Source organism: Amycolatopsis albispora (assembly GCF_003312875.1).
Taxonomy (GTDB): domain Bacteria; phylum Actinomycetota; class Actinomycetes; order Mycobacteriales; family Pseudonocardiaceae; genus Amycolatopsis; species Amycolatopsis albispora.
Genome location: NZ_CP015163.1, coordinates 7,841,302 through 7,858,065, shown reverse-complemented (window position 1 = coordinate 7,858,065; position 16,764 = coordinate 7,841,302). Strand labels below are relative to the sequence as shown.

General features: G+C 70.4%; 14 protein-coding genes and 2 pseudogenes. 8 read left to right on the top strand and 8 right to left on the bottom strand.

From position 1 onward, the window contains the following. Positions 1–41 precede the first annotated feature (41 nt). Together A4R43_RS37345 and A4R43_RS37340 are read left to right on the top strand one after the other, a co-directional pair. Positions 42–1,382: an MFS transporter gene (locus tag A4R43_RS37345; protein WP_113698142.1), complete on the top strand. Its 1,341-nt coding sequence runs from the start codon at positions 42–44 to the stop codon at positions 1,380–1,382. Continuing rightward, a complete protein-coding gene (locus A4R43_RS37340; protein WP_418190777.1) occupies positions 1,379–2,797 on the top strand; it encodes an FGGY-family carbohydrate kinase in 1,419 nt (472 codons plus the stop codon). Before A4R43_RS37345 ends, A4R43_RS37340 begins: the two co-directional genes overlap by 4 nt. A 126-nt stretch (positions 2,798–2,923) precedes the next feature. Here the strand turns inward: A4R43_RS37340 and A4R43_RS37335 are convergent, their stop codons facing one another. After that, positions 2,924–3,268 carry a winged helix-turn-helix transcriptional regulator gene (locus A4R43_RS37335; protein WP_113696397.1) on the bottom strand — a complete coding sequence of 115 codons (345 nt, stop codon included), beginning with the start codon at positions 3,266–3,268 and terminating at the stop codon, positions 2,924–2,926. A 54-nt stretch (positions 3,269–3,322) separates the two neighbouring features. Here A4R43_RS37335 and A4R43_RS37330 point away from each other — a divergent pair, with 54 nt between their 5' ends. After that, a complete protein-coding gene (locus tag A4R43_RS37330) occupies positions 3,323–4,078 on the top strand; it encodes a group II truncated hemoglobin (RefSeq protein WP_113696396.1) in 756 nt (251 codons plus the stop codon). Here the strand turns inward: A4R43_RS37330 and A4R43_RS37325 are convergent. Next, positions 4,075–5,061 carry an MsnO8 family LLM class oxidoreductase gene (locus tag A4R43_RS37325; RefSeq protein ID WP_236808500.1) on the bottom strand — a complete coding sequence of 329 codons (987 nt, stop codon included), beginning with the start codon at positions 5,059–5,061 and terminating at the stop codon, positions 4,075–4,077. The genes A4R43_RS37330 and A4R43_RS37325 overlap by 4 nt on opposite strands. Positions 5,062–5,161: 100 nt before the next feature. Between A4R43_RS37325 and A4R43_RS37320 the strand changes: the two genes are divergently transcribed. Continuing rightward, complete coding sequence (locus A4R43_RS37320; RefSeq protein WP_113696395.1) at positions 5,162–6,598, top strand: glycoside hydrolase family 76 protein; 1,437 nt, start codon at positions 5,162–5,164, stop codon at positions 6,596–6,598. Positions 6,599–6,713: 115 nt separating this feature from the next. Beyond that, a complete protein-coding gene (locus A4R43_RS37315) occupies positions 6,714–7,112 on the top strand; it encodes an ATP-binding protein (RefSeq protein WP_113696394.1) in 399 nt (132 codons plus the stop codon). A gap of 3 nt (positions 7,113–7,115) precedes the next feature. Here A4R43_RS37315 and A4R43_RS37310 read toward each other — a convergent pair whose 3' ends face one another. Then, entirely contained in the window at positions 7,116–7,823 is a 708-nt protein-coding gene (locus A4R43_RS37310) for an ANTAR domain-containing protein (RefSeq protein ID WP_418190776.1), read from the bottom strand. A gap of 123 nt (positions 7,824–7,946) precedes the next feature. Further along, positions 7,947–8,957: a YhjD/YihY/BrkB family envelope integrity protein gene (locus tag A4R43_RS37305; protein WP_113696392.1), complete on the bottom strand. Its 1,011-nt coding sequence runs from the start codon at positions 8,955–8,957 to the stop codon at positions 7,947–7,949. Between the two features lie 113 nt (positions 8,958–9,070). Between A4R43_RS37305 and A4R43_RS37300 the strand changes: the two genes are divergently transcribed. Next, the gene (locus A4R43_RS37300; RefSeq protein WP_113696391.1) at positions 9,071–11,206 is read left to right on the top strand and encodes a TerD family protein; all 2,136 of its coding nucleotides are present in this window, start codon (positions 9,071–9,073) and stop codon (positions 11,204–11,206) included. A gap of 88 nt (positions 11,207–11,294) precedes the next feature. Here the strand turns inward: A4R43_RS37300 and A4R43_RS37295 are convergent, their stop codons facing one another. Both A4R43_RS37295 and A4R43_RS37290 read right to left on the bottom strand, forming a co-directional pair. Then, complete coding sequence (locus A4R43_RS37295) at positions 11,295–12,833, bottom strand: carboxylesterase/lipase family protein (RefSeq protein WP_113696390.1); 1,539 nt, start codon at positions 12,831–12,833, stop codon at positions 11,295–11,297. Next, positions 12,830–13,411, bottom strand: a complete 582-nt coding sequence (locus A4R43_RS37290) for a TetR/AcrR family transcriptional regulator (protein WP_113696389.1) — start codon at positions 13,409–13,411, stop codon at positions 12,830–12,832. The genes A4R43_RS37295 and A4R43_RS37290 overlap by 4 nt, the downstream gene beginning before the upstream one ends. A gap of 82 nt (positions 13,412–13,493) precedes the next feature. Between A4R43_RS37290 and A4R43_RS37285 the strand changes: the two genes are divergently transcribed. Further along, a complete protein-coding gene (locus A4R43_RS37285) occupies positions 13,494–14,096 on the top strand; it encodes an SMI1/KNR4 family protein (protein WP_113696388.1) in 603 nt (200 codons plus the stop codon). Between the two features lie 3 nt (positions 14,097–14,099). On the opposite strand, the gene A4R43_RS37280 is transcribed toward A4R43_RS37285, so the two are convergent. Then, a complete protein-coding gene (locus tag A4R43_RS37280) occupies positions 14,100–15,056 on the bottom strand; it encodes a glycoside hydrolase family 6 protein (protein ID WP_113696387.1) in 957 nt (318 codons plus the stop codon). Positions 15,057–15,273: 217 nt separating this feature from the next. Here A4R43_RS37280 and A4R43_RS37275 point away from each other — a divergent pair. Next, positions 15,274–16,101 (top strand): annotated as a pseudogene (locus tag A4R43_RS37275) (glycoside hydrolase family 16 protein); the annotation flags it as partial. Here the strand turns inward: A4R43_RS37275 and A4R43_RS37270 are convergent. Continuing rightward, a pseudogene (locus A4R43_RS37270) lies at positions 16,101–16,763 on the bottom strand (MFS transporter); the annotation flags it as partial. The pseudogenes A4R43_RS37275 and A4R43_RS37270 overlap by 1 nt on opposite strands. Between the last annotated feature and the right edge of the window lies 1 nt (position 16,764).

The following is a 16,764-nucleotide window of genomic DNA, read 5'->3' as shown; positions in this document are numbered from 1 at the left end:
CAGCCTCCATGATAGGCCGGTAACACATCATGGAGGCGTTCATGACATCGACGGCAACAACGCGGTTGTCCCCGGCCGAACCGGGCTCGTTCCACCGGCTGCTCACCAAGTGGGGGCTGCCGGCTCCGCTGTTCCTCGGCTACGTCGGCCTGCTGCTGTTCATGATCGGTGACGGGGTCGAGGCCGGGTTCATCGCGCCGTACATGGCCGAGAACGGGGCGGGCACGGAGATCCGGGCGTCCTACGTGATCACCGTGTACGGGGTCGCGGTGATGCTGGCGTCCTGGCTGTCGGGCGCGTTGTCCGAACTGTGGGGCCCGCGCCGGGTGATGCTCGCCGGGCTGGCCATCTGGCTGGTGTTCGACGCGTTGTTCCTGGCCGTCGCGGTGGCCGGCGAGAACTACCCGCTGATGCTGATCTTCTACGGGCTGCGCGGGTTCGGCTATCCGATGTTCGCCTTCGGTTTCCTGGTGTGGATCACCGCGGTGGCGCCGGTGGCCAGGCTCGGCGCGGCGGTCGGCTGGTTCTACTTCGCCTTCACCGGCGGCCTGCCCACGCTGGGCTCGCTGGTGGCCAGCTTCACCAACCCGATCATGGGGCAGACCGGCACGCTGTGGCTGTCGGTGGCGATCCTCGGCCTCGGCGGGCTGGTCTGCCTGCTCGGCGTGCGGGAGCGCACCGGTTACCAGCGGCTGGCGCCGCCCGAGGTGAAGCCGGTGCAGAGCATGGTCTCCAGCCTGTCCATCGCCTGGCGCAAGCCGCGGATCGGCATCGGCATGGTCGTCCGCGTGATCAACACCGCGCCCGAGTTCGGCATGCTGGTGTTCTTCCCGACCATCTTCATCACCCAGATCGGCTTCGGCGAGAGCCGGTGGCTGCTGCTGGTCTCGGTCATCTACGGCACGAACATCTTCTTCAACCTGATCTTCGGCGTGCTCAGCGACAAGATCGGCTGGCGGACCACGATCTTCTGGTTCGGCGCGATCGGCTGCGCGATCTCCATCCTGCTGCTCTACTTCGTGCCGCTGGCACTAGGCGCGGACTACTACTGGGTGGCGCTGCTCGTGGGCGCGCTCTACGGCGCCACGCTGGCCGGGTTCGTGCCGATCTCGGCGCTGCTGCCCTCGCTGTCGCCGGAGAACAAGGGCGGCGCGATGGCGCTGCTGAACTTCGGTGCCGGTGCGGCGGCCTTTGTCGGCCCGGCGATCGTCAGCCTGTTCCTCGGCCCGGTGGGCGCGGCCGGCGTGGTGATCATCTTCGCCGCGCTGTACGTGGTGGCCGCGGTGCTGGTGCGCTTCCTCAAGCTGCCGGAGGAAACGGAACGCGCGATCGAGCAGGACGTGAGCCTGCAGGACGTGGGAGGGAAGGTCAGCACCGCGTGAACGCAGTGACGATCGGCCTGGACGTGGCGACGGCGGGGGTGCGGGCCCTCGCGGTCGCCGCGGACGGGCGGGTGCTCGGCTCGGCCTCGGTCCGGCTGCCCGAGCCCCGGCGGAGCCGGCCGGGGTTCAGCGAGCAGGACGCGGCGAGCTGGTGGCCAGCCGCCCGGGAGGTGTTGCGGGCGGTGACCGGGCAGGTGCGCGCACCGGTCGGCGCGGTGGCCATCGCGGCGACCTCGGGCACGATCGTCGCGGTGGACGAAGCGGGGGCACCGGCCGGTCCCGCGCTGATGTACGACGACCGGCGGGGCGCCGAGTACAACGCCAAGGCCGGGGAACTGGGCGAAGCGCGCTGGCGGGCGCTGGGGCTGACCGTGTCCCCCACCGCCGCGCTCGGCCGGATCGCCTGGCTGCACGAGCATTTCCCGCGGGCGCACGGCATCCGGCACACGCCCGACCTCCTGGCCGGACGATTGACCGGCACCCCGGTGGCCACGGACTGGTCGCACGCCCTGAAAAGCGGGTACGACCCGCTGACCGGGCAGTGGCCGCACGAGGTGTTCGACGGGCTGGGCGTGCCGGAGAGCTGGCTGCCGGAGGTGGTGGCGCCGTCGACCGTGCTGGGTGAGGTCAGCGCGGAAGCCGCCGCGGCCACCGGGTTGCCGCGTGGCTGCCCGGTGGTGAGCGGCATGACCGACGGCTGCGCCGGTCAGCTGGCCGCCGGGGCGGTGCGGCCGGGGCAGTTCGTCGGCATTCTCGGCACCACGTATGTGCTCAAGGGGGTCACCGAGGAGCTGGTCGCCGATCCGTCCGGTGCGATGTACAGCCACCGGCACCCCGATGGCTGGTGGTTGCCGGGTGGGGCGTCGAACACCGGCGGGGAGTCGGTTTCCGGCACCCCGGGGTTGGCCGACCTGGACGAGGCCGCGGCGCGACGCGGACCGTCCACTGTGGTCGCTTATCCGCTGCGCCGGGAAGGCGAGCGGTTTCCTTTCGCCACGTCGGATGCACGCGGGTTTGTGGCGGGAGAACCGGAAGACGAGGTCGATCTGCACCGCGCTCGCCTTGAGGGCGTGGCGTTTGTCGAACGACTGGCGCTGGAGCACCTGGCCGAACTCGGCGTCGCGGTGAGCGGCCCGCTGTTCGCCGCGGGCGGCGGCAGCCGGAGTGCACTGTGGACAAAGATCAGGGCGACGGTCACCGGGATGGACATCACCGTCTCGCCCAACGCGGAGACTGGGTACGGGGCCGCGCTGCTCGCGGCGGGCGGGCTGCTGGCGGGCGGCATCACCGAAGCCTGCGAACGCATCCCGGCACCGGCGGCGGTGGTCACGCCCGATCCGGCGGAACAGGACGCGCTCGACGAGTCGTACCACCGGTTCCTGGCCGAGCTGCGGGAGCGTGGCTACCTCCCTTGACCCATCGATAAGCGATGGGTTGGGGGTATGCCCGGCGAACGGCCCCGACGGCACCGAACGGCTGAGCTGGAAGGCACCAGCTGATGCCACTGGCCGAGCGTGTCGGGCTGACGCCGGTGAACGAGTTCAACCGGCGCTGACCGGCTCGATCCGGATGCCCGCACGGCGGGCACGACCCTCGCCCCAGTCGTAGAGCGCCTGCAATGCGGGCGCGAGGCCGGCGCCCTCCTCGCTCAGGCGGTACCCGACGCGGCCGTGCTCGGGTTCGCGCACGACGAGGCCGTCGCGTTCCAGTTGACGCAGCCGTTGGGTGAGCATCTTCTCGGTGATGCCCGGCATCAGGCGCCGCAGTTCGCCGTAGTACCGCTTGCCCTGCTTCAGGTGGGCGAGCAGCACCACGGTCCATTTGCCGCCGATCAGCTCGACGGTGACTTCGACCGGGCAGTGGTACCGCGTACGCCGAACGTTCACGCACCACAAAGTACGTACTTGCCGGGACTTCGGCCAGCCTGCTCGAATCGACGCGTGATCGTCGAATACATCCGCTATCGCGTGCCCGCCGAGCGAAGAACCGCCTTCGAAGCCGCCTACCGCCGCGCGGCGGGGCCGTTGAGCCGGGCGCCCCAGTGCGTCGACTACGAACTGACCCGCTGCACGGAGGACGCCGAAAACTACGTGCTGCGCATTCGCTGGACCTCCACCCGCGACCACCTCGAAGGGTTCCGCGGCAGCGAGCTGTTCGGTGAATTCCTCGCCGAGATCAGGGATTACGTACCGGACATCCAGGAAATGCGGCACTACGAACAGATCGGTGTCGAAGGCGACGGCGCCGCGACACCGACGCTCTACGAGTGGGCGGGCGGCGCGGAAGCGCTGGACCGGCTGTTCACCGCCTTCTACCGGCGGGTGCCGCAGGACGACGTGCTCGCCCCGGTGTTCGCGGACATGCACCCCGACCACGCGAAGCACGTGGCGACGTGGCTCAGTGAGGTGTTCGGCGGACCGCCGGCGTATGCGGGCGGGCACGCGCGCATGGTCGGCAGGCACCTCGGGCGGGCGCTCACCGAACCGCAGCGACGGCGCTGGGTGGCGCTGCTGATGGACACCGCCGACGAGGTCGGCCTGCCCGCGGACCCCGAATTCCGCTCGGCCTTCGCCGCGTACCTGGAATGGGGCAGCCGGATGGCCTTGCTGCTCTCACAGCCGGGAGCCGACCCGAAGCTCGACGAGCCGATGCCGCGCTGGGGCTGGGGTGCGGTCCGGCCATGGCAGCCCGCCTAGAGTGCGGCCAGCCTGCGGTACGAATCCAGCAGCTCGGCGCGGTCGAAACCACTCGTGGTGATCAGGAATTCGTCGGCGTCGGTGAGGTGGGCCAGCTTTTCCAGCTCCTGCCTCACCTCGTCGGCGGTGCCGTAGATCTGGCCGCGCAGGGAGTCCTCGAAGTACTCGCGCTGGCGGTCCGTCATCTCCAGCGCGTGCACTTCCGCGGGCGGAAGCAGCGGCGGGAACTCGCCGCGGGTGCGGGAGTACGCGCTGGACCAGGCCTCCGAGACGAGCAGGTCCCGCGCCCGCGAGGTCGTCTCGGCCACCGCGACCGCCCGGCTCACCACCACGTACGGCGCCGAGCCCCACGGGCCGGGGCGGAACCGCGAGCGGTAGCGCGCGATGGTCTGCGTCATCCGGTCGTCACCGCCGATCGCAGCGATCACCAGTGGCAGGCCGAAGTCGGCGGCGTGGTCCGCGCCCGCACCGGTGGCGAGCACAAAGGGTGAGACCGGCAGCCCTTCGGCCGGGCGGGCGTGCACGGACGGATGCACGTCCTGGTCGCCGGTGAAGTAGCCGAGCAGCTCGCCGAGCTGCGCCGGGAACGCCTCGGCGTCGGCCTTGTCGTGGCCGAGGGCACGCCGGATACCGCCGGTGAAGCCCACCGAACGGCCCAGTCCCATGTCGATGCGGCCGGGATACAGCGACTCCAGCACCCCGAACTGCTCGGCGACCACCAGCGGCTGGTGGTTCGGCAGCATCACGCCACCGGTGCCGACGCGGATGCGGGTGGTGGCGGCCGCGACCGCGGCGGCCAGCACGGTCGGCGCCGAGCCCGCGATCCCCGGCACGGAGTGGTGCTCGGACACCCAGAACCGGTGGTAGCCGAGCTTCTCCAGCTCGACCGCGAAACGCACGGTGTCCCGCAGTGCCGCCGCGTGGGTCGAGCCCCGCGGCAGGGGCGAGCGGTCGAGTACCGACAACCGGTCCGGAATGGTCACACCGGTTCCAACGCCAGTCAGTACCGGACATTCCCGTTGACCGGGGGTGGTCGCCTGCTTACCGTCCGAAGTGCTCCCCCATTCCCTTCCGGAGGTCTCAATGGCGAGATCACTGCTCGGTGCCGTCGTGTCCGCGGCCGTCCTGCTCACCCTGGCCACCCCGGCCGAAACAGCGCAGGCTGAAGCGGCCATCTGCAACAAGTACTGCGAACCACGGGATCCGGCGCTCGCGCCCCAGCCGCGGCAGTCGGTGACCACCGAGCTGGCCGGCCGCCGGTACACCCTGCACTTCGACGACTCCGCCGCGATGGGCTGGGCCGCGGTGTCCGGCGGCACCGGCGGTGACGAGGTGTGGCTCGACCGCTCCTTCGACGGCGGGCACACCTGGGCCTCGGGCAGCAAGCTCGGCGCCACGACGGTCCCGGCCGGGGCCACCGGCTGGCGCACGCTGATGTACAACGTGGACGACTGGGCCAACCGGGGCGTCGGCGCGCTGCGGGCCTGCGGCAGGCCCACCGGCCAGACCGCGATCGCCTGCACCGCGTGGGCGCGGACCACCTGGAACGCCTGGGACCGGCGCACCGCCGCGGTCACCGCGCTGATGCAGTTCTACGACACCGGCACCGGCCTGTTCCGCACCACCGGCTGGTGGAACGCGGCGAACGCGCTCACCGGCGTCATCGACGGCATCCGGGTGTCCGGGGTGGACAGCTACCGGTACGCGATCGCGACCACCTACGACCGCAACCGGTCCGCGCACCAGGGCGAATTCCGCAACGAGTACCTCGACGACACCGCCTGGTGGGGCCTGGCCTGGGTGGCCGCCTACGACCTGACCGGCGACAGCCGGTACCTGGCCACCGCCCGGATCGACGCGGAGCACATGGCCGCGTACTGGGACGGCGTGTGCGGTGGCGGGGTGTGGTGGCGGACCGACCGGCCGGTGAAGAACGCCATCACCAACTCGCTGTACATCCAGCTCAACGCGGCCCTGCACAACCGGATCCCGGGCGACACGGTGTTCCGGCAGCGGGCCAGCGCGGGCTGGGCCTGGTTCAGCGCCAGCGGCATGATCAACTCCGCGAACCTGGTCAACGACGGGCTGACCTCGTCGTGCGTCAACGACGGCAAGCCGGTGTGGTCCTACAACCAGGGCGTGCTGGTCGCCGGGCTGACCGAACTGCACCGCGCGACCGGCGACGGCGGGCTGCTGGCCAAGGCGCGGCAGCTGGCCGACGCCTCCACCACCGACCCCACGCTCAATCCCGGCGGCATCCTGCGCGACCCGTGCGAACCGGTGAACTGCGCCGCCGACGGGCCGAGCTTCAAGGGCGCCTACGCACGCGGACTCGGCAAGCTCAACAACGCGCTGCCCGACCGGCCCTACACCAGCTATCTGAAGCGGCAGGCGGATTCGGCGTACACCCACAACCGGACCGCGCTGGACACCTACGGACTGCGCTGGGCGGGCCCGTTCGACTCCGCCGACGCCGCCCGCCAGCACAGCGCGCTCGACCTGCTCAACGCGGCACCGTGACCGCCCGGATTGCGCGGCCCCGACCCGGCGCGTAGCCTCGCAGAAAACCGGCCGTTCGGGTGATTTCCTTACCAGACAGGGAAACCTGGCGGTTTCTCCCTGCCGAGGTGGTGTTGTGCGGGACAACCAGCGTGCCTTCTCCGACACCCTGCCCGCCGATCCGGCGGCGCTGGCCCCGGCCAGGCACGCGCTGCGTGCCTGGCTCACCACGGCCGGTCTGCCCGAAGAGGACGTGCAGGACGTGCTGGTCGCCACCGGCGAGGCCTGCGCCAACGCCATCGAGCACGGTTACCGCGGTGCCGGAGCGGAGAAGGTGCTGGTGCATGCGACCTTCGAGACCGACCGGCTGGAAGTGGTGGTCAGCGACCGGGGTGCCTGGCGCCCGCCGCCGCTGGACTCCGGCACGCGCGGGCACGGCCGCCGGATCATGGAGCAGCTGATGGACAAGGTCACCATCGAGGGCGGGCCGGGCGGCACCACGGTCCGGCTGGTCAAGGACCTGCCACCCGCCTGAGGTTCAGGCCGGGTCGGCCGACATCTGCGCGACGAACCGCTCCGCGACGGTGTGCAGCTTCACGTTCTCGTGCTGTGAGCGGTCCACCAGCTCCTGGAACGCCTGGTCCGCGGTGATCCCGCGGGCCGCCATCAGGATGCCCTTGGCCTGCTCGATCACCGCGCGTGACTCCATCGCCCGGCGCAGCTGCGTGATGTGCTCCTTCGCCTGGAGGTACCGGTGCGTGCCGCGCACGGTGGTCTCGACCATGACGGTGTACATCTCGAGGTACTTCTCGTCCAGCTCGCGGAACCCGTGCCCGCCGAAGCCGAAGAGGTTGATCGCGCCGACGAAGTCCGAAGCCACCGTCAGCGGTGAGGCCAGGTAACTGCCGACGCCGAGGTCGCGGGCCACCGCGGTGAACTCCGGCCACATCTCCACGGCCGTCTCCACCTCGACCCGGATCACCTTGCCGGTCTCCATCGCGCGCAGGCAGGGGCCGTCGCCCTGCTCGTACTGCTTGCCGTCGATCGCGGAAGCGCGCTCGTCGGTCGACGCGGCTGTCTCGTAGCCGCTGCCCGCCCGCAGGGTGATGCTGGCGATGTCCGCGCCGGGCACCACCCGGATCACCTGCTCGCACACCGCCTGCAGGACCGGGCCCATCTCGTCGGCGTTGCCGAGCGCGGCGGCCAGGTCCTCCAGTGCCCCGGTGACCTCGTCCAGGTGTCTCAAGGACTGCTCCACAGTTTCCATCTCATCCCGCTCCCAGCCGTCGCCGGGAGCCCGCGAAACGCGTGCGAACCCGGACTTCGATCCGAAATCGGCCGCTGCGTCTCAACGGAACCGGAAGCGATACTAGCCGAGTCCACGACGGCGACGACGGTGTCGCAGGACGCCGAGGGTGGCCACCACGCCGGTGAGCACCCCGGCGGCCGCGGGCAGCGCCGAAGCCGGGCGGCGCGGGGGCAGCACGGGCCGGATCACCACCGGCTCCGGCGGCCGGACGGTGACCGGGGCGTCGCGGGCGGTGGCCGTCCACGCGGTGAGGAACACCAGCATCCTGGACACCAGCGAGATGAACACCAGCACGCCGATCACCGAGCCGAACGCGGCGCCGGTCGGTGAGCTGCTGACCAGCCGCAGGTAGATGCCACCGGCCTGCTTGAGCACCTCGAACCCGATCGCCGCGGCGATCGCGCCGCGGATGCCGCTGCGCGTGCCGACCGGCTGCCGCGGCAGCTTCACCAGCACCCAGAGGAACACCAGCGCGTCGGCGACCAGCGCCAGCACCACCGAGCCGACGCCGAGCAGCACCGATGCCCAGCCGGTGTGGTCCAGACCGCTCAACCGCAGCAGCCAGTCGCCGAACGCCCCGCCGGACACGGTCAGCGCGAACGACACGATCAACGCGGCGACCAGGCTCAGCAGCGCCAGGAAGTCCTTGACGATCATCTGGAAGAACGGCGGATCGGTGCGGTCCTGGTCCCACATCGCGGTCAGCGCGTCCCGCAGCGAGTTGATCCAGTTCCAGCCGGAGTACAGGCCGATCAGCAGCCCGAACACGCCGACCGAGGTGCGCTGCTCGATCAGCTTGCCGAGCAGCTCGCCGACGCCCTCGCCGAGCGGGCCGGGCACCACGCGCAGGATGCCGTCGGACAGCTCCTTCAGCAGTTCCGGCTGCCCGGCGAGCACGTACCCGGCCACCGAGAAGGCGACCATCAGCATGGGCACCACGGACAGCAGGCTGAAGTAGGTGATCGAGGCGACGTAGTGGTAGCCGTGGTAACCGATGTACCGGTCGACCGCGCGGAAGAGGTGGTCGACCGAGCGGTACCGGGCACGGAGGCGCGCGGGGAGATTGTGCACGGACCATTACTAACCGCCATGGGCGCTCCAGGTCTGCACGACCCGCCCGGACGGGGGAGGTCCGCGGCCAAATTCGGTACTGCGGCCGGGGTGCGCGCTGTCATGCTGACCGGGTGCGGGAAACCACGATCATCCAGAAGACGCTGCGTGTCCCGGCGCTGCCCGCCGGGAGCGGGAACGACGGCACGCTCGCGCGCCAGCTCGACGCCGTGCTGCTGACCGCCGGGTTCAAGGCGGGCGGCGACCTGCTGGCGCACCTGTCCGAATTGGACGCCGGGGTGGCGCTGGACCGCGCGGTGCTGGTGCTCGGCGCGGTCCGGGAGCTGGTGGGTGACCACGTCGAGCACAACGTCTACTTCCGCGACTTCCCCGCCGGGGTGCCGGACACCGTGGAGTTCTGGCTGCGCTGCCTGACCGGCGCGGTGGGCCGGGAGAGGCTCCCGAAGCGCCGCATCAACCTGCTCGACCTGCCGCGGTACGGCCGGTACCTGCACAGTTACGCGGAAATGGTGGCCGCACACCAGGAACTCATCCCGTCCATCAAGGACCGCGTGACCGTGCTGCACCTCGGCGCTTCGCTCGAAGAGGAAACGCGGGCGCTGTACCTGTCGCTGGCGGGTGACCCCGCTCCGCTGAACGACGCGGATCTCGCGCTGCTGACCGCACTCGCGGTGGACTGCGTGGACGGCCCGCAGCCGGAGTCGGTGCCCGCGCGCGAGCAGCGCGCGGTGCTCAACCACGCCCGGTTGCTGGCCGGGAAGCCGCTGCTCGCCGACACGGTGACCGACGTGCTGCGGGTCGCCTGCGCACTGTCCGAAGGGGACGTCCGGCTGGTGAAGCCGACTCGGTTCCGTTCCCTGCCAAGGGCTCGCCGCCGGACGCTGCTGAGCGCGCTCGACGAGATCGTGCGTGAGAACCCGGGCCGCGTGGCCGACGTGAACCGGTACCGCGAGCCGTGGAAGCGGCTCGGGGAACGGCTGCACCCGTACGAGTTCGGCCACCTGCCCCACGCACAGGACGTCTTCGCGGTCGCTTACGGCACCAAGGTGGCGCGCTCACTGCCCGCCCGCGCGGAGATCGCCTTCGCGGCCGGTGACGTCACGGCCGCCGTCGACCTGCTGGCGGGCGCACCCGGCCTGTTCTTCCGCGCGCTGGACCGGATCCTGCGGTCCGAATTGTCCGAAGTGGACATGGAACAGGTGCTGACGGTCGCCGGGAAGGTGGTGCACCAGGTGTCCGGACGGGTGCTGCTGAGCCTGCGCGAGCACCTGATGAACCGCGAAACCCCGGACGCGGCAAGGATCTTCGTCAATCGCGCCGGCCGGGCGTGGGCCGGGCCGGACGACCGGGCAACGCTCTCACCGGCGGTGGTGGAGCGGGTGAACACGCTGCTGGACGCCGAACTTTCCCGCCGCCTGCCCGCCTTCGAGCGGCTGGTCATCGACCCCGAGCTGGCCGGTATCGCCATGCCGTTCTCCGGACAGGCCAAGGAGGACGGCTTCGGCGTGCTGCCACGCGGCTCGGTGGTGCCGGTGGACGGCGAGACGCTGCGGTTGTTCGTCTACTGGCGCGAGCGCGCGCGGCGGACCGACTACGACCTGTCGCTGCTGCTGCTCGACGACGAGTTCCGCATGACGGACCAGGTCTCCTACACCAACCTGTCCGTGTACGGGGCGACGCACTCCGGTGACCTCACCACCGCCGCGGACGGCGCGTCCGAGTTCATCGACATCGACCTCGGCCGGGTCGGCGCACGGTACGCGGTGCCGCAGGTGAACGTGTTCGACGGCGAGAACTTCGACGAGGTGGCGGAGGTGTTCTTCGGCTTCATGGTGCGCTCGCCCGAGCAGAAGGGCCTCCCGTTCGAGCCGCGCACGGTCCGGATGAAGTCGGGCCTGCGCGGGAGCGGGCGGGTCCTGCTGCCGCTGGTGTTCAGGCGCGGCGACGACGGCCGCTGGGCCGCGAAGTGGCTGCACCTGTACCTGCGCGGGCACCGCTGGGCAAACCGGGTCGAAGGCAACCGGGTCAGCGCGAGCATGCTCGCGCGCGCCGTGACCGAGCGGGCCTACCTGCCGGTTTCCCACCTGACCGACCTGCTCGCGGCCAAGGCGGGCTCGGTGGTGACCCACCGTCCGTGGCAGCGGCTGCCCGAGCCGGTCACCTATCTCGGGCTGGCGCGGCCCGAGGGACTGCACCCGGACTCGGCGGTCTACCCGATCGACCGGATAACGGAGTTGATCCCGGCGTAGCGCGGCGGTTATCGTCGGGGCAGCGAGGCCATGAGAGAACTTCCTCCCACCCTTTCCTGGTATGAAATCCAGTTCTCTCGCTTTCCTCCTACCCCAGCGCCGCCCAGAAGCCGAGGCGGTGCTCGGCGGCGAAGTCGACCGGCCGGATGCCGTCGGGCGCCAGCGACAGCACTTCGCGTGGTGGCCACGCCGGGAGGCCGTCGGCGGCGGGCACACCGGTCCTCGCGAACCCGGTCCAGTACCGGATCATCGCCTCGGACAGCTCCTTCTGCGGTGGTTTCGCGTCCCGTTCGAAACCGGCGTCGCGGAACAGGTACGGCACTTCGGCGGCGTGGTACGCGCCGGTCGGGAAGGTGTCCGGGAACGGCAGGTACGACGGCGCTTCCCGGTCGGCGAATTCGTAGGTGTACAAGGGATTCCGGGCAGCGATCAGGTTCGCCAGCCGGTCGGTGCCACGGGCCCACAGGTGGTCGGTGAGCACGTCGGCCCAGGCGATGCCCGGTGACGGGAACGCGCTCAGCGGGTACTCGGCGGCGATCCGGTCCGCTTTGTCCCCGAAGGCGTTCCGCAGCAACCCCGGGTACGACTCGGCGGTCACCGGCTGCCCGGCCAGCTCGTAGAACAAGCCGACGAACGTGCGGTGCTCGTCCCGCGTGGTGCCGAGCAACACCGGAACCTGGTGGAACTTCCCCTGTTCATACGCGGCGTCCGGCGCGTCGGGCAGCACGTCGTTGCCGTATGCGACGGCCTGGAACACCCTCATCAGCGGGAACAACTGCTCGGCGGGCAACGCGCGCAGGCAGTCGAGCGCGGTGGCCGGATCGGCGCACCCGGCCTGCGCGGCCATCGCGGCCCCCACCCCGGTCACCTCCTCCGTGCTGCGCCAGGCCAGCCACGGACCGGCTTCGAGTCCGGGCATCAGCGCACCGGCGGGCATGTCCAGCAGCGTCATCGGGCTCTGCAGCACGGCGCGATGGAACAACCCGGCCGACGCGGGCGCGATCAGGTGCGCGCTCACCGCCTGGGCGCCGTACGACTCGCCCATCAGCGTGACGTTTCCGGGGTCACCGCCGAACGCCGCGATGTTGTCGCGCACCCAGCGCAACGCCGCCTGCTGGTCCTGAAGTCCGAAGGTGCCCGAGCCCACGAGGCCCGGGTAACCGAAGGCGCCGAACACACCGAGCCGGTAGTTGACCGTGACCACCACGGCGTCCCCGGTGCGCACCAGCGCGGACGGGTCGAACAGGCTGCCGCCGCCGACCACACCGTCGCCGTGGATCCACACCAATACCGGTTTGCCCTCCCCGGTTTTCGGCGTGGTGATGTTGAGGAACAGGCAGTCTTCGTTGGTGCTGCTGGTTTTTGCGTACTCGGTGCCCTCCTGCGGGCACAGGCTGCCCGGCTTGGTCGCGTCACGCGGTTCCGTCCACGGCTCGGCGGGCCGCGGCGGCTCCCAGCGCGCCGGCTTGGCCGCGTAGGGAATGCCGAGGAACTGGCGCTGGTGCTCGGTCACCACACCGCGCACCGGACCGGCCTGCGGGCGGGCGACGTCGGCGGGTTCCGGTTCCGGCGTGGCGCAGGCGGTGGCCAGCAGGAGCAGGGCGGCGAGCGCGGCGGCGATCCTCATCGGGTCCTCCTGGTGGCGAGATCGAACAGGGTGAGGAGTTCCTCGGTGTAGACGGCCAGGTCCAGGCCGGGATCGGCACGCAGCCGGAGCAGCAGGCCGTCACGCGCGGACCGAATGGCCATCGCCATCACGTCGGCGTCGAACTCCCGGAATTCACCGAGCCGCTGTCCTTCACGCAGCAACTCGGCCAGCCCGCGCAAATCGGCCTCCAGCAAGGGATCCGGGCCGTCGGACGGTTCGGCGCGCGCGACGTCGAGCATGGCCAGCAGGTGCGTCCGATGAGTGCTGGCGAATTCGACGTTCGCCGCGATGAACGCCCGCAGCTGCGCGGCGGGTCCTTCGCCGGTGTCGGTCCGCGCCAGCACGAATTCGGTGAACTCGGCCAGCACCGTGCGGACCACCTCGTCCATCAGCTCGCGTTTGTTCGCGAAGTGGTACGAGATCAGCCCGGTGCTGCTCAACCCGGCCTGCTTGGCGATGCGCCCGAAGGAGGCCTTCGCGTACCCGTCGCCCGCGATCACCGCCACCGCGGCGTCGACGATCTGCTTGCGGCGGGCCTGTTCCGTCACCGATGCCATGGTTGCTCACTCAAGCTAGATTTTGCTCAACTGAGCAAGACGCTATCGTGCCCTCTCACCGACACGCAACCTGGGGGAACGAATGCGGTCCTGGCACCACTGGCTGGACAAACTGGAAGCTCACGGCTTCGCGGTGCGCGACACGCTGCGGCCCGGCGCGTCCGACGCGGACCTCGCCGCGCTGACCGAGGCGACCGGGATCGTGCTGCCCGCCGAGGTGGAGGCGCTCTACCGGCTGTCCGACGGCCAGTCGGGCGGCCGCGAATACTCGGCGGCCGCGTACGTCTTCCCGCACTACCGGTTCCTGCCCATCGAACTGGCGATCACGCAGTGGCGGTTCTGGCAGGAACTCGCGGAGCAGGAGGGCCCGGACGGCATGGCCGACCACGCCGAGGCGGTCAGCGTGCCGGAGCCGGAGAAGGTGGCCGCGGAGTACTGGATCCCGGGCTGGCTGCCGATCGGGCTCGACGGCGGCGGCAACGCGATCGCCGTGGACACCACACCGCTCGACGGCGGCACGCACGGGCAGTTCATCATCATGGGGCCGGACGAGGACGAGCGACGCGTGCTCGCGCCCGGCGCCGACGCCTACTTCCAGGCACTCGCCGCCGAGGAACTCGAGATCTCCGAGTCCCCCGACGGCGAGCGCCTCTGGGAAGTCAGGTGGGCAGCGGGACTGCGCTGAGCACTACTTGCCGTCGATCAGGCGGACCGCGATCTCCGGGCTGAACTGGCCTGCCGGAATGCCCGCGCCGATCCCGCAGTCGCCGTCGGAGTCACCGGGCACCTTCACCCACAGCAGCAGGTCCGAGCCACCACCGAGCTGCGACGGCACACCGAGCTTGCGCCCGGCCGGGTTGCACCAGTCGTCACCGGGGCCGTTGCCGTTGCGGCTGGTGTCGATGACGAAGGTCTTGGTCAGCCCGCGCCCGGCCAGGCCGGACTTCACCGCGTTGCCGTAGGCCACGTTGTCCGCGGTGGTGTGGTAGTTCGACACGTTGAGCGAGTAACCGCGGACGTTGGCCACCCCGGCGTCGGCCAGGCGCTGCACGGTGGTCGCGGCCGGGTGCCAGCCCGAATGCCCGGCGTCGAGGTAGACCCAGGTGTTGGTGGCGTAGGTCTTCAGCTGCTCGGTGGCGTACTTCAGCAGGTCCAGCCGGATCTTCTTCCCGGTGGTGGGCACGCAGTCGAGCTGCGCGAGCGCGTCCGGCTCGAGGATCACCACGCTCGGCTTGCCGCCGATGCCCTTGGCGAACTCCGAGATCCAGGTGCGGTACTCCGCCTCGGTTTTCGCGCCGCCGCCGGAGTGGCTGCCGCAGTCGCGGCCGAAGATGTTGTACGCCACCAGCACCGGCAGCTTGTCCACCACGTCGGCGGCGTAGGTGTACTGGTCGGTGGCGGTGCGGATGTTGCCGCTCCAGTCGCCGAACCAGCGCGCGCCCGGTCTGTCCGCGATGGCCTGCTTGATCTTGGTGGCCCGCGGGTCGCTCGCGTGGTCGCGCACCCACCGGTTCGGGTTGGAGTCGGGATCGACGTAGAAACCGTTGGTCTTCTCCAGCGGATTGCCCTCGGCGGCGAGCGCGGTCGCCGGGGCGGCGGTGACCAGCAGGGCGAGCGTGCCGAGTGCGGCAGCGAGACGGCGCACGGAATCTCCTGACCAGAACGGGGAACAAGGACAGTTCCGGATCGTGGCACGCCGTCCGGTTTCGTGCCCAGGGACATTTGTCAGGAATCAGGACAGAAATTTTCCACCCGCAAGCCTTGTCCTCACCGACGGTCGCGGGCTAATTTGTTGTGGCTAGCAACAAAGGAGCTCCGCCCCCACCCGCGTCCCCACGAGGTGAGAGCTGATGTCAACGAAGATGTCGAAGGCGGCACGACGGCTGCTGGTCCCGCTCGCGGTGCTGGCCGCCGCCGGGGTGCTCGCCGTCCCGCTGAGCAGTGCCGCCCCAGCCGCACCGGCGGCCGTGACGTTCGAGGACAATTTCGACGGTCCGGCCGGCAGTGCCGTCGACGGCGGCAAGTGGCAGCTGGAAACCGGCGACAACAACGGCAACAACCACGAGCTGCAGTACTACACCAGCGGCACGAACAACGCCGCGCTCGACGGCAACGGGAACCTGGTGATCACCGCCAAGAAGGAGAACCCGGCCGACTACAACTGCTGGTACGGCCGGTGCGAGTACACCTCCGCGCGGCTGAACACCGCAGGCAAGTTCACCCAGACCTACGGGCGCTTCGAAGCCCGCATGAAACTCCCGCGCGGGCAGGGCATGTGGCCGGCGTTCTGGGCGCTGGGCGAGGACATCGGCACCAATCCCTGGCCGAACTGCGGTGAGATCGACTTCATGGAGAACGTCGGCTTCGAGCCGAACAGCGTGCACGGAACGCTGCACGGCCCGGGTTATTCGGGCGCGGGCGGCATCGGCGGGGTGTACACCGGCCCGAACTTCTCCGACGACTTCCACACCTTCACCGTGGACTGGGCGCCGGACAAGATCACCTGGTCGGTCGACGGCAACGCCTACCAGACCCGCACGCCCGCCGATCTCAACGGCAACAGGTGGGTGTTCGACCACCCGTTCTTCATGATCCTGAACCTCGCGGTGGGCGGTGACTGGCCGGGCGCCCCCGACGGCAACACCCAGTTCCCGCAGCAGCTGGTGGTCGACTACGTGCGGGTGACCAACTAGCGGATTTCGCCGAGGTCGACGCCCTTGGTCTCGCGGCTGCTGAGCACCGCGACCCCGGTGATCACCATGGTCACCACCAGGTAGGCGACGACCGCCCCGGCGCCGATGCCGTCGACCAGCGCGACGGCGATCAACGGCGCCGGGGCACCGGCGATGATCGACGAGCCCTGGAACACCAGCGAGGATCCGGCGTACCGGCAGTGCGTCGGGAACAGCTCGGCGATCCAGGCGGCCTCGGGACCGGCGAGCAGGCCGTGGCAGAACGCGCCGACACACACGCCGAGCCACAGCAGCGGCAGGCTTTCCCAGTGCACCAGCCAGAAGAACACCGGCGCCCAGACCAGCAGCGCCACCGCCGGCACCAGCATCGCGACCCGGCGGCCGACCCGGTCGGACCACCAGCCACCGCCGACCATGCCGATCAGCTGGCACACCGAAGCGAAGGTGACCGCGAGAATGACGTCGTCGCGCTGGAAGTCGAAGTAGTTCGTGGCGTAGGCGACCACAAAAACCGTGTAGATGTAGAAGGCGATGTTCTCGCCGAGGCGCATGCCGAGGCCGCGCAGCACCGCCTTCGGCCGCGCCAGTGCCTCGAGCACGCCGGACCGCGGTTTCTCCGCCGCGTGCGCCCGCGCCGCCTGGAACACCGGCGACTCCTCG

What these genes read in the sequence shown, in the direction of transcription:
- A4R43_RS37285 (WP_113696388.1), top strand. Translation starts at nt 13,494, where the DNA reads ATGCGGTCCTGGCACCACTGGCTGGACAAACTGGAAGCTCACGGCTTC.
- A4R43_RS37295 (WP_113696390.1), bottom strand. Translation starts at nt 12,833, where the DNA reads ATGAGGATCGCCGCCGCGCTCGCCGCCCTGCTCCTGCTGGCCACCGCC.
- A4R43_RS37320 (WP_113696395.1), top strand. Translation starts at nt 5,162, where the DNA reads ATGGCGAGATCACTGCTCGGTGCCGTCGTGTCCGCGGCCGTCCTGCTC.
- A4R43_RS37345 (WP_113698142.1), top strand. Translation starts at nt 42, where the DNA reads ATGACATCGACGGCAACAACGCGGTTGTCCCCGGCCGAACCGGGCTCG.
- A4R43_RS37290 (WP_113696389.1), bottom strand. Translation starts at nt 13,411, where the DNA reads ATGGCATCGGTGACGGAACAGGCCCGCCGCAAGCAGATCGTCGACGCC.